This is a genomic window from Mesorhizobium sp. C395A (assembly GCF_030323205.1).
Taxonomy (GTDB): Bacteria; Pseudomonadota; Alphaproteobacteria; order Rhizobiales; family Rhizobiaceae; genus Mesorhizobium.
Map to the genome: position 1 here is coordinate 666,419 of NZ_CP100473.1, position 12,282 is coordinate 678,700.

Genomic DNA, 12,282 nt, shown 5'->3' on the forward strand with positions numbered 1-12,282 from the left:
TTTGCCGAACGGCATCATGCCCGCCGACAAGGTAGTCGTCCGGCTGCGGCTGTACAACTGGGTGCGTTTGGCCATTTCTTTCAGGCGGTTCGATCCGATTCTCCGTCCCACATCGCCCGTTCCGCAGGCCGGAGTGTCGGCGGCAATGAATAAGAAAGGGAGAACATCAATGGTTAACAACAGTTTGCGGCAGGAAAGCGGAGCCGTGCCGCGACGAATCGTTATCGATTCCGCTGCGCATATGATCCCTGATTCCGGCAAAGTCTTGCCAAATCAAGGAAAACGACCAAATGTCGCGCATCTTCCCTGAGAATGCATTTTTCCTGAAAATCTGAGCCGTTTCCCGAAAGCAGGACCTGATGACTTTGAGACCATTGATCGCCTTCGCCAAATTTGCCGCACCCAAAAAGGGCAGCATCATCGTGCTGGCGGCCGACGATGGTGGTCTTGGCGAACCGGCAAAGGCCTGCGACCCCTCAGGAACGCTGGCGCGGGCGTTTCCGGTGGCGGAGTTTTCCGGAAAATTCGCCGGTGTCGTCGAAGTGCTGGCGCCGCAGGGAACATCGCTCGACCGACTGGTGGCGGTCGGCGCCGGCAAGGTCGCCGGCCTCGATGACTTTGCCTGGCTGAAGCTTGGCGGCACCATCGCCGCGTCCCTGCGCAAGGCAGCGGAGGTGGCCGTCATCCTCGATGTGCCGGGCGCAAAGATTGGCGGCAGGCAAGCGGCGAACCTTGCCGCCGGCATCATTCTTCGCAGCTACTCCTTCGACAAATACAAGACCAGGAAAGACAAGGACGATGCCGAGCCGAAGAAACCGGTCAAGGTGACCATCCACACCGCCGATCCTGCCGCGGCGAAAAAGGCCTTCGCCGACGAGGTTGCGGTCATCGACGGCGTGCTTCTGGCGCGCGACCTTGTCAACGAACCGGCCAATACGCTCGGCCCGATCGAATTCGCCGCCCGCGCCAAGGAACTGGAAGCGCTCGGCGTCGAGGTCGAAATCCTCACCGAGAAGGAAATGAAGAAGCTCGGCATGGGCTCGCTCCTCGGTGTCGCGCAAGGCTCGCCACGCGGCGCCCGGATGGCTGTCATGCAATGGAAGGGCGGCAAGGCCAAGGACGCACCGGTCGCCTTCGTCGGCAAGGGCGTCACCTTCGACACCGGCGGCAATTCGATGAAACCGGCTTCCGGCATGGAGGACATGAAGGGCGACATGGGCGGCGCCGCGGCCGTCATCGGGCTCATTCAGGCGCTAGCCGCGCGCAAGGCCAAGGCCAATGTCGTCGGCATCGTCGGGCTGGTGGAAAATGCCGTCGACGGCCATGCCCAGCGCCCCGGCGACATCGTCACCTCGATGTCGGGTCAGACCATCGAGGTGCTCAACACCGATGCCGAAGGACGCCTCGTTCTGGCCGACGCGCTGTGGTATTGCAACGACCGCTTCCAGCCGAAATTCATGGTCAATCTGGCGACGCTGACCGGCGCCATCATGGTCGCGCTCGGCCAGCATTATGCCGGCCTGTTCTCCAACAATGACGAACTTTCGGACAGGTTGACGGCGGCCGGCCAGGCGACTCAGGAGCGGCTGTGGCGCATGCCGCTTGGGCCCGAATACGACAAGCTGATCGATTCCAAGAACGCCGACATGAAGAACATCGGCGGCCGCTATGGCGGCGCCATCATCGCCGCGCAGTTCCTGCAGCGCTTCGTCAAGGAAACGCCGTGGGCGCATCTCGACATCGCCGGCACCGCGATGGGCTCTCCGCCGAGCGAGATCAACCAGTCCTGGGGCTCGGGTTTCGGCGTCAGGCTGCTCGACCGGCTGGTGCGCGACAATTACGAGGGATAAGGCAGGGAATGGCCGATGTCCTGTTCTACCACCTGACCGAATCGACGCTGGAGGATGCGCTTCCCGGCCTGCTCGAGCGCAGCGTCGATCGCGGCTGGCGCGCCGTGGTGCAGACCGGGACCGAGGAGCGGCGCGATGCGCTCGACCTGCATCTGTGGACATTCAGGGACGATTCGTTCCTCGCGCACGCGACCGACCGTGAAGCCCATCCGGCCGAACAGCCAATCCTGCTCACCACGAGCGACGCCAACCCCAACCAGGCGCAGATACGCTTCCTCGTCGATGGCGCCGCACCCGCCGATCTCGCCGGCTACGAACGTGCCGTGTTCCTGTTCGACGGCCATGACGCGGCCCAAGTCGAAAGCGCGCGGACACATTGGAAGGTGTTGAAAGAAGCGGGCCACGCGGTCACCTACTGGCAGCAGACGCCCGACCGCCGCTGGGAGCGCAAGGCGTAAGCGCTTTTGCCGGCGCGTCTTGAAAACGACGCTGTTGTCGCCGAACGATCCGATCTAAGGATTGCGAAAAGCGCAACTCAAGCGGCGGGCTGAGAATGCGGATCAGGATCATCGGAACGGGGCGGGCCGTGCCGGCTCGATGCGTGACGTCGCGCGCCCTCGATGCGCGGCTGGGGTTTGGCGATGGACATTTCGAGGCCGCGACCGGCATCATCGAACGCTATGTCTGCGAGGCCGAATCGCAGGTCGACCTTGCTTGTGCCGCAGCCCGTCTGGCGCTTGCCGATGCCGAACTTGAGGCAGGCAGTGTCGATCTGGTCATCGGCGGTTGCGGCGTGCCTTACCAGCCGTTGCCGTCGACGGCGCCGCTGGTCATGCAGCGCCTCGGCCTTGCCGATGGGTCGGCGGCCGCCTTCGACGTCAACAGCACCTGCCTCGGCTTCCTCACAGCCTTCGAGACCGCGTCGCGCCTGATCGAGGCCGGGCAATGCCGGACGGCGCTGGTGTTCTCGTCTGAAATCGCCTCGCGCGCCCTGCCGTGGCAGGACCAGCCGGAAATTGCGGCCCTCTTCGGCGATGGCGCGGCGGCCGCCGTGCTGCAACAGGCCCCAAGCGAGGGTCGGGTCGCGGCCAACCTGATGCGCACCTACCCTTCCGCCTATGAGGCCTGCAGCATCGGCTCCGGTGGCACCCGGTTCGACTTTCATCGTGAGCCTGAGGAATTCGCCCGCCACAGCCTGTTCCACATGGAGGGTAAGGAACTGTTTCGCGTCACGTCACGCCATTTCAACGGCTTTGTAGCGGAGTTGCTCGATCGCGCCGGCTGGCGGCACGACGATGTCGACCTCGTCGTGCCGCATCAGGCGAGCCCTTTGGCGCTCGCCCACATGGCGCGCCAGACCGGCTTCGCCAGGGAAAAGCTGGTCGACATCGCGGCGCGCTACGGCAATCAGATCGCCGCTTCCATCCCCTTTGCGCTCGACGTCGCGCGCCGCGAACAACGCATTGTGCCCGGCGCCAAAGTGCTGTTCCTCGGCACCTCGGCCGGCGTGTCGTTCGGCGGCATGGCGCTGGAAGCATGACCGTGGGACGCGTCCTCGTCACCGGCGCCAGCGGCTTCCTCGGCGCGCATGTCATGGCGCGGCTGGCTGCACTGGGCACACCGGCGCTGGGTCTTGGCAGGGACGCCAAACGCTGCGCGGCGCTCGAAGCCGCTGGTCATCGGGTCGTTCGGCTCGATTTGTCTCAACCATTCGATGCAGCTGCCGCGCGCGCTCTCGACGGCGTCGATGCGATCATCCACTGCGCGGCACTTTCCGCGCCCTTCGGCAGGTTGGCGGATTTCCAGACGGCAAATGTCACAGCTACCCGCAACCTCAGCGATTTCGCGCGCGGGCAAGGCGTGCGCCGCTTCGTCCATATCTCCAGCCCGACGGTCTGTTTCGCCTATCGCGACCAGCTCGGAGTTTCCGAGAATGCGGCCTTGCCCCCTCCGGTCAACCACTATGCCCGCACCAAGCGGCAGGCCGAGGAGATCGTGCTGGCGGCGCCTGAGATCAGCCCGGTGGTGCTGCGGCCGCGCGGCCTCTACGGTCCCGGCGACCGCACGCTGCTGCCGCGTCTGCTGCAGGTGGCACGGCAGCGCCGGCTGCCGCTGTTTCGCGACGGCAAGGCGCGCATCGATCTCACTTATATAGAGGATGTCGTCGATGCGGTGCTTGCCGCGCTGTCCGCCGGCAGCGCTGCCGAGGGACAGGTATTCAACATCTCCGGCGGCGAAGTGGTGCCGGTCCGCCGCATTGCCGAGGCGGCCTGCGCCCGCGCCGGCGTGCAGCCGCGCTGGCGCAGAATGCCGCTCTGGCCCGCCATGCTGGCGGCCGGGATAGCGGAGACGGTAGCGAATATATTGCCCGGCTGCCCGGAACCGCCGGTGACGCGCTACGGTCTTGGCCTGTTCGCCTATGCGCAGAGCCTCGATCTTTCCAAGGCAGGCCGCATCCTCGGCTGGGCGCCGAAAGTGTCGTTCGAGGAAGGGCTCGATCGCACATTCGGCAAGGCGATGGAAAGCAGGAGGGCAGCGTGAAGATCGTCTTCGCCAACAGCGCCTCTGTCAGCGCAGCCGAGCGCCTGATCCTGCGCGGCGGCAGCTGGGCGAAGGTCAGGCTACGTGTCCGCTACGGCCTGATCATGCATCCGCGAGCCGGCCCCGTCCTGATCGATACCGGCTACACGCCGCATGTGACACAAGGCAGTGGGCGCAGCACGGCGCTGCGTCTTTACAGTGCGATCCTCCGGCCCCAGCTCAACGAAGCCGAGCAGCCGCTCGCGGTACTGGCGCGCTTCGGCCTGTCTTTGCAGGATGTGCGCACCGTCATTGTCACGCATTTCCATGCCGACCACATGTCGGGCCTGTCGCTGTTTCCCAACGCTCGGCTTATCGCCAATGACACCGCCTGGGCGCGGGCGAAGGCCAAGACTTCCCGGCAGAATCTGCGCCATGGCGTCTTCAAGGAACTGTTCCCGGCCGATTTCGAGAGCCGGCTCGACGGGCTGTCGTCGAAGCGGCGGATCGAACCTCGCGGCGGCGTGCCAGGCGGCGCCGATCTGTTCGGCGACGGCAGCGTCATCGCAGTCGGTCTGCCCGGCCATGCCGATGGCCAGTTCGGCCTTTCGTTCCCAAATCTCGAGCGGCCGCTGCTCTACGCCGTCGACGCGCAATGGTTGTTCGCGGCCCTTGTCGAAAACCGAACTCCCGGTCTGCCGGCAACCCTGCTGGCCGAGGATGCCGCCGCGATCGAGCCGACCAGCGTAATGTTGCGCCGGTTTCTGGCGACCGGCGGCGAGGTTGTTCTTTGTCATGATCCGGCGGTGACGGCCTACGATCTGGCCGGAGAGAGCGCATGAACGGGCCGACGGAAGCGGCCCGTTCGTTTGTGTTGACGCAATGGCTCTCGCGCAAGAGCCGTGAGAATTTCGAACGCTGGCAAGGTCATGCCTTGCGCCGCTTTCTCGACCGCGACCTGCCGCGCGCGCCGTTCTACGGCAAGACGCCGCGTCATCTCGGCGATCTGCCGGTGACCGACAAGGCGACGCTGATGGGCAATTTCGAGCGCTTCAACATCCGCGGCGTCTCGGCCGCCGAGGCCTGGAAGGCGCAGGCAGGCGATGGCCGCATTGGTGAACTGACAGTCGGCGCCAGCACCGGCACGTCGGGCAATCGTGGCCTGTTCATCATTTCCGAAGCGGAAAAATACCGCTGGCTGGGCACCATCCTGGCCAAAGCAGTGCCCGATCTGCTCTGGCGCCGGCAGCGGGTTGCGGTGATCCTGCCGCAAAACACCGGGCTCTACGATAGCGCGCGCAAATCGCGGCGTATCGACCTGCGCTTCTTCGATCTGACGCGCGGTCCGGAGAGCTGGCGCGGCGCTCTCGAAGGTTTCGCGCCGACGGTGATCATCGCGCCGCCGAAGATGCTGCGGCACTTCGCGGTCGAGGGCTTTAGGCTCAAGCCGCAGCGTGTCTTCAGCGCCGCCGAAACGCTCGACCCGGTTGACCGGCCGGTCATCCAGGCATTCTTTGGTCGTCAGCTCGACCAGATCTACATGGCGACCGAAGGGCTGTTCGCCGTCACCTGCCGCCAGGGCGGGCTGCATCTGGCCGAGGATTCGGTGTTCTTCGAGTTCGAACCGGCCGGCGACGGCCTGGCCATGCCGCTGATCACCGCCTTTCGCCGCCGGACCCAGATCATGGCGCGCTACCGGATGAACGATCTGCTGCGGCTGTCCGAAAAGCCATGCCGCTGCGGCTCGCCGCTGCGCACGCTGGACGAGATCGTCGGCCGCATGGACGACGCTTTCCGGCTCGCCTCGCCGCACGGGCAGCTCCTCGTCACGCCCGACATACTACGCAATGCGGTGCTCAAGGCCGACCGGCGCATCGACGATTTCCGCCTGGTCCAGACCGCTGCCGACGTCATCGAACTTAGCCTTGCGCCCGAGCTCGCCGACGAAGCCGCCACTGCCGCGCATGCAGCCGTGCGAACGCTACTGGCCGCGCGCCAGGCGACGGTGAGAGTCAGCCTCCTGCGCAAGAGCCTGCCGCTGGAGACCAGCCGTAAACTGCGCCGTGTAGAATGCCGACTGGGGATGAGGACGTGAATCGGCCTGCCGCATTGCCGGTCGCTCAAGTGGACCAGGTTGAAAACAACCCGCGTGAGGTCGAAGCCTTCGTTCAGCTATTCAACGAGGTGCCGGTGCGCGACCTCGTGCGCAATCTGACAGTGGCTGTCGAAACCTTCGAGATCGCCGGCCGCTCCTTTCCGCTGACGCTGAACGACAGAAGCGAAGCGCCGAACTGCTACATCTGCTGCCCGTCCAGCGCCTATATCGACTATGCCATCGACGAGACCCGCAATTTCGTCTCCTCGCCCTTGCTGCAAAAAACGATGCGGATGCTGATCGGCCTGTGCGCGCCGCTGGTCAGGATGAGCGGCCTCGACCATCAGGTTCAGGTCAACAACTGGCTCTATTCGACCAATCCGGTGCCGCTGCTCGATCGCAACGCGGTCGCGGCGATGCGCGACGATCTCACCGCGCGTTTTCCCGATCGCGCTGTTCTCATCCGCTCCCTGAACGAGATCGCCGATCCCTCGACAATCGCAGCGCTGAAGGCGGAGGGTTTTCGAATGCTGGCGGCGCGGCAGATCTACATCTTCGCAGGCGACGGTTCGGCCATGACCAACGACATGAAGCGCGACCGCAAGCGGCTGCCCACGACGCCTTTCGAGCAGGTCGGCAATGGCGACTTCACCGAGGCCGACTATGCGCGCGCCGAAGCGCTCTACCGGATGCTCTATCTCGACAAATACACGCCGCTCAACCCGCACTACACGGCCCGCTATATCGGCGAGACGCACCGTCGCGGCATCCTGCAACTGGCAGGCCTGCGTCGTCCCGGCGGTGAACTGGTCGCCGTCGCCGCTTTGTCTCAGAACGGCAGGACATTGACGCAGCCCATCGTCGGCTACGACACCGGCCTCCGGGTGAGCGAAGGCCTTTACCGCATGATGATGGCGCTGGCGCAGGATCATGCGATGGCGCACAGCCTGTTCTTCAACATGAGCGCCGGTGCCGCCGCCTTCAAACGCTTGCGCGGCGCCGTGGCGACGGTGGAATACAACGCCGTCTATGCTGCCCATCTGCCGCGCCGCCAACGCATGGCGGTGCGGATCATGGAATTTGTGCTCGCGAAGATCGGCATTCCCCTGCTCAGGAGATTTGAACTTTGAGCGACACCCGGCAGCAGAAAGACAAAGACTATTGGCAGGCGGTGATGCGGTCTGCCGATATCAAAGCCAAGCCGAAGCGCATCCTGTTCGACGGCGCGCCACTGGTGCTGTTCCGCTCGGCGCAGGGGATTGCAGCCCTCTTCGACCGCTGCGCTCACCGCCTGGTCGAACTCTCGACCGGCAAGGTCGTCGGTGGCGAGATCGAATGTCCCTATCATGGCTGGCGCTACAATGGGGAAGGGCGCTGCACCGCCATTCCCGGCCATGTCGGCGACGTCCCGCATTACCGTGTCCGCCGCTACAGCGCGATCGAGCGCGACGGCGTCGTCTTCGTCTCGGCAGGCACGCCTGAGGGCGAGCCCTATCTCCATTGCATGCAAGGCAAGGATGTCGTCGTGAAGCGGGTGCGAAGCTCGGCGCGATCGACGGTGCTCGACGCCGCCGAGAACATTCTCGACGCCACTCACACCCACTTCACCCACAAGGGTGTGCTGCGCGGCCTGACCGCAAAGCGCCATCTCGTGCGCGTCGAGGTGACCGGCGGCAAGGGCTGGGTCGAAAGCTGCTACACCGGCGAGGACCGCCAACAGGGGCTGGTCAGCCGGCTGCTGGAAGGCGAGCGCGCCAGGACCATCGGCCGCTACCGCCATCCCGGCATCGTCGAACTCGAATATTGGGGCAAGGGCGGCTTGGCGCTGGCGACCACTTTCCATTTGCGTCAGGCGGACGAACGGACCGTCGAAGGCGTCGGCTGGCTGATCGGCCCGCGACAGGGCCTGTTCGGCGAACTCAAGGCGCTTGCTTTCCGGCCGCTCTTTGCCTTTGCCCTGCAGCAGGATCGCCGTGTGCTGAAATCGGCCAGCGACAACGCCCGTATATCGCCGCAGGTTCAGCCGGCGATCGGCCCGCTGGATTTCCTGCGCCGCGACATAGCGGCGATCATCGACGGCAAGATGCCACCGGCGGCGGCAGAGCCGCGGGTGCACCAAATCGAGCTGTAATTCACGGCACTTGATTCCAGTTCTGCTGTAAATTATAGTTCACGGATGATCGAAGTTCGATCCACTGACGAATTCCGAAAATGGCTCAGAGGGCTCACGGACATTCGCGCCGTAAAGAAGATCACCCAACGGATTGTCCGCGTTCAGGCTGGGCTGGCGGGAGACGCCAAGTTCTTCGATGGCATAGGAGAATTGCGCGTAGATTACGGTCCGGGATACCGCGTGTACTTCGTCCGGCGCGGCAACACGGTCATTATCCTGCTCTGCGGCGGTGACAAAGGCTCGCAGGACAGGGACATCGGAAAAGCCAGGAAAATGGCAAAGGAAGTTTGATATGACCCTCAGAACCACACCATTCGACGCCGCCGAATATCTTGATGATGCTGAGTCTCAAGCCGAACTGCTCGCTGATGCGTTCGAGACCGGGGACGCGACTTATATTGCGCACGCCCTCGGCATTGTCGCGCGCGCCCGCGGCATGACAAGCATAGCGAAGGACGCCGGCGTGACCCGAGAGGCACTCTACAAGGCGCTGAGCGAAAAGGGCGATCCGCGCCTCAGTACATTGCTGGGCGTAACCAAGGCGCTTGGCCTGCAATTGTCCGCAAAGCCAGTTAATCCCGTTTAGGCAACCTTAGCAGGACTTACGCACTCAGCTGAAAACGGGAAGTTCCGCTTCAACTCGACTAGTCCTGCTCCGGCCCATTCCACTCGATATCGCGCGTCGACGCAGCCTGAAGGCTGATGCGCTGGCGCAGTGCTGTGCCGGCGATCTCGGCCAGCGTGCGCCACTGCGCCCGCTTCGGCGCGGGGTCGCCCGGCCAGTCGAGCAGCTCATCGGCATCGTGCATCGCCTGGCGAAAGCTGCCGAGACCACCGGAGCGCAGTGCCGCCGGCATCCCGTAGATCCACATCGCAAGCCTCACCGTCTGCGGCGCCGTCACGTCGGGCTTCACCTCGGCGCCATCCTCCAGGACCGCGTCGGCGAAGCGCCGCGGATCGCGAAAGAAGTGCAGGCCGCTCACGGCGCGCGGATTGCACTCCAGTGGCAGCACCCTGCCGTTGTTCTCGCGCATCAGGTCGAAGGATATCTGGCCGGTCCAGCCGGCGCCGGCGACGAAGGTTTCGACGAAGCGCCGCGCCGCGATATCCTCGACCGGCTCGAAACAGATGCCGGCGCCCTGGCCGGCGCGATAGAGCGAACGGTAGAGCGCCAGCGCTTTGAGTTCACCCTCGATCGCCACCGCATAGGCGCTGATCTCTTCACCGGCGACGTAGCGCTGCGCCACCCAAGGAGCGGCGGGCGAGGGGCGGACGGCGTCGAGTTCGTCCGGCGATGGCCGCAGCAGTACGTCACGGGCAAAACGTGACCACACAGGTTTGAACACCAATTCGCGCGATTGGCCACGAACGCCGTCGAGATCGGCCTCGCTTTGCAGCAGTATCGTTTCCGGCACGTCGAGCCCAAGGCTCTGCGCCAGCCGGATGAAGGCATGCTTGTCGTGAACGCGGGCGAGCATCGCCATCTCGGGTGCGAAGAGGCGGGCCGGCATGGCGCGGTGCTGCCAGAGACGACCGAGATAAAAGACTTCCTCGCAGGTCGGGATAACGAGTTCGATGCCTTCCGCGCGGACAAGCGCTTCCACCGCCTTGGCATAGGCGTCGGCGGCAAAGCGCGGCGGCGGCAGGCGATGGTAGGCGGCGCAGGCCGTGCTCGCTGCGGCGATCGGCCGGGCCGGGCTGTCGGCCAGGATCACCCGGCGACCGGCGCCATGCAGCAGCCGCGCCAGGTGCAGCGCCACCGGCGCGCGGGCACCGGTGATCAGCACGGTGCTATTGGGCATGAGCCACCGGCATCGGTTGGAAAAGACGAGTCGATGCTTCTGCGGAAGGCTTCATTCGCCATAAGTGCCACATGGCTTGCGTGCCGCCAACGCACTCCACAAAGGTGGCTCCGCTGCGTCAGCCATCGCTTTTTGGCCTTCGGGGCGTTATTGGCAATCTGTCGAACACCCGGATCTCCTCAATGCGCTTTCTGTTTGTCCTGATACTGCTTGCCGGCGCCGCCATTGGCTTCGTCTATCCCTGGGCCATGAGCAATTTCTCCGGCCACGAGATCGGCACCTGGCGCGTCTACGACCAGGGACGGTTTAGGCCTGTGACGGTGACGCTGAAAGCTGGCGACGCGCCGGTCAGAGTGCTGGTCGACCTGACGGCAAAGGCCGAGCGCATTGTCTCGCAGCAGCGCACCGTGCTGACGCTGACTGCCGCCACAGCCGGGCGCACGGTGCTTGCCTCGACGCTGCAATTCAACCACGCCGACAATCCGCGCCAGGTCAGCCCGCAACTGCCCGACAAGATCTTTCGCGACGAGGCCGGCGTGATCGAAACCGTCAGTCCAGGCGCCTATCTCTTCACCGCCGGCCCGGGCGACGCCGACGATATCCCGATACGCGCAGTGGATCTGATACTGCGCTCCGGCGCCGGTGAGATCGATCAACGCGCACGGCCGGTTGGCTATGGGCTGATGGCCGTCGGCCTGATCGGCTTCCTGCTTACTCTGGCTTTCGGCGGTCGCCGGCCGGAGAACCCGAACTCGAAGCCGCCACCGCCGCGTTGGGGCAGAGGCTCCTCGACATGAGCGCAGCATGAACTACCGTCACGCCTATCACGCCGGCAATTTCGCCGACGTCGTCAAGCATGTCGTGCTCAGCCTTCTGCTCGACTATCTGAAGCAAAAGGACAAGGCGTTCCGTGTCGTCGACACTCATGCCGGCATTGGCCGCTACGATCTTTCGTCGGCGGAAGCGCAAAAGACCGGCGAATGGCAAGGCGGCATCGGCCGCCTCATCCACGCCCCGATCGAAAAATCGGCGGCTGCGCTGCTTGCCCCCTATCTTGAAGCGGTGCGTTCGCTCAATCCCGATGGCGGGGTGAAGAAATATCCGGGCTCGCCATTGATCGCCAGGTACCTCATGCGAAAGCAGGACCGGTTGTCGGCGATCGAATTGCACGACGCAGATGCTGCCAGGCTGAAGACGCTGTTTGCCGGCGATTTCCAGACAAGGGTGATCGAACTCGACGGCTGGCTGGCGCTTGGCGCGCATCTGCCGCCAAAGGAAAAGCGCGGCCTGGTGCTGATCGATCCGCCGTTCGAAGAAGCCGGCGAATTCGACCGCCTGGTCGACGGAATGCAGAAAGCGCACAGGCGCTGGCCGGGTGGCATCTACGCGCTGTGGTATCCGATCAAGGACCGCAAAGCGATCATCGCCTTCCGCAAGGCGCTCAAGCAATCCGGCGTTCCAAAACTGCTCGACATCGAGTTCGAGATCCGGCCGGCATCGCGTGAACCAAGCCTCGACGGCAGCGGCATGGTGGTGGTCAACCCGCCCTTCACGCTGGAGCGCGAACTGCGCATCGTGCTGCCGGTCCTGCACAGATTGCTGGCGGTCGAAAAGCCGGCGCACTGGTCGCTGGAATGGCTGGCCGGGGAGTAGCGACGCTTCGCAGCGGGCGACGCCCGCGGCAAAGACACAAAGTCGCTAGAAGTTTTGACGGTGGCGCCATCCGCGAATGCTCAGCTGTGTTCAACGAACCGAAACCATGGAGATGCACATCTAATCGGCTTGGCGTTGACGCTAATCCCAGAATCAGATAGATAGATGTCTAATTATTAGATTTCGAAT

At 64.3% G+C, this 12,282-nt stretch carries 14 protein-coding genes; 13 read left to right on the forward strand and 1 reads right to left on the reverse strand.

What is annotated here, in order from left to right; genetic code table 11:
* The first annotated feature begins 16 nt into the window (after positions 1–16).
* The 11 genes from NLY37_RS03170 (at position 17) to NLY37_RS03220 (ending at position 9,224) form a co-directional block, all read left to right on the forward strand.
* Complete coding sequence (locus tag NLY37_RS03170) at positions 17–310, forward strand: hypothetical protein (RefSeq protein WP_156933957.1); 294 nt, start codon at positions 17–19, stop codon at positions 308–310.
* Between the two features lie 49 nt (positions 311–359).
* Positions 360–1,850 carry a leucyl aminopeptidase gene (locus NLY37_RS03175; protein ID WP_023742322.1) on the forward strand — a complete coding sequence of 497 codons (1,491 nt, stop codon included), beginning with the start codon at positions 360–362 and terminating at the stop codon, positions 1,848–1,850.
* 8 nt (positions 1,851–1,858) lie between these two features.
* Positions 1,859–2,308, forward strand: a complete 450-nt coding sequence (locus NLY37_RS03180) for a DNA polymerase III subunit chi (RefSeq protein WP_023738611.1) — start codon at positions 1,859–1,861, stop codon at positions 2,306–2,308.
* 143 nt (positions 2,309–2,451) lie between these two features.
* Positions 2,452–3,390: a 3-oxoacyl-ACP synthase III family protein gene (locus tag NLY37_RS03185; RefSeq protein WP_245270981.1), complete on the forward strand. Its 939-nt coding sequence runs from the start codon at positions 2,452–2,454 to the stop codon at positions 3,388–3,390.
* Positions 3,387–4,391, forward strand: coding sequence for an NAD-dependent epimerase/dehydratase family protein (locus NLY37_RS03190; protein ID WP_031246318.1), 1,005 nt, complete (start codon positions 3,387–3,389; stop codon positions 4,389–4,391). Before NLY37_RS03185 ends, NLY37_RS03190 begins: the two co-directional genes overlap by 4 nt.
* Positions 4,388–5,212 (forward strand): MBL fold metallo-hydrolase, encoded by an 825-nt coding sequence (locus NLY37_RS03195; RefSeq protein WP_023742325.1) that lies wholly within the window; start codon positions 4,388–4,390, stop codon positions 5,210–5,212. The genes NLY37_RS03190 and NLY37_RS03195 overlap by 4 nt, the downstream gene beginning before the upstream one ends.
* Positions 5,209–6,465 carry a F390 synthetase-related protein gene (locus NLY37_RS03200; protein ID WP_023824135.1) on the forward strand — a complete coding sequence of 419 codons (1,257 nt, stop codon included), beginning with the start codon at positions 5,209–5,211 and terminating at the stop codon, positions 6,463–6,465. The genes NLY37_RS03195 and NLY37_RS03200 overlap by 4 nt, the downstream gene beginning before the upstream one ends.
* Complete coding sequence (locus tag NLY37_RS03205; RefSeq protein WP_050588442.1) at positions 6,462–7,595, forward strand: GNAT family N-acetyltransferase; 1,134 nt, start codon at positions 6,462–6,464, stop codon at positions 7,593–7,595. The genes NLY37_RS03200 and NLY37_RS03205 overlap by 4 nt, the downstream gene beginning before the upstream one ends.
* Positions 7,592–8,596, forward strand: coding sequence for a Rieske 2Fe-2S domain-containing protein (locus NLY37_RS03210; protein WP_023824134.1), 1,005 nt, complete (start codon positions 7,592–7,594; stop codon positions 8,594–8,596). The genes NLY37_RS03205 and NLY37_RS03210 overlap by 4 nt, the downstream gene beginning before the upstream one ends.
* Before the next feature lie 45 nt (positions 8,597–8,641).
* Entirely contained in the window at positions 8,642–8,929 is a 288-nt protein-coding gene (locus tag NLY37_RS03215) for a type II toxin-antitoxin system RelE/ParE family toxin (RefSeq protein ID WP_023727340.1), read from the forward strand.
* A 1-nt stretch (position 8,930) separates the two neighbouring features.
* Entirely contained in the window at positions 8,931–9,224 is a 294-nt protein-coding gene (locus tag NLY37_RS03220; RefSeq protein WP_023672747.1) for an addiction module antidote protein, read from the forward strand.
* 58 nt (positions 9,225–9,282) lie between these two features.
* Here NLY37_RS03220 and NLY37_RS03225 read toward each other — a convergent pair whose 3' ends face one another.
* Complete coding sequence (locus NLY37_RS03225) at positions 9,283–10,440, reverse strand: ATP-grasp domain-containing protein (RefSeq protein ID WP_031246321.1); 1,158 nt, start codon at positions 10,438–10,440, stop codon at positions 9,283–9,285.
* Between the two features lie 182 nt (positions 10,441–10,622).
* On the opposite strand from NLY37_RS03225, the gene NLY37_RS03230 reads away from it, so the two are divergent.
* Both NLY37_RS03230 and NLY37_RS03235 read left to right on the forward strand, forming a co-directional pair.
* Positions 10,623–11,237, forward strand: a complete 615-nt coding sequence (locus NLY37_RS03230; RefSeq protein ID WP_023684715.1) for a hypothetical protein — start codon at positions 10,623–10,625, stop codon at positions 11,235–11,237.
* A 7-nt stretch (positions 11,238–11,244) separates the two neighbouring features.
* Positions 11,245–12,093 carry a 23S rRNA (adenine(2030)-N(6))-methyltransferase RlmJ gene (locus tag NLY37_RS03235; RefSeq protein WP_023705344.1) on the forward strand — a complete coding sequence of 283 codons (849 nt, stop codon included), beginning with the start codon at positions 11,245–11,247 and terminating at the stop codon, positions 12,091–12,093.
* Positions 12,094–12,282 lie beyond the last annotated feature (189 nt).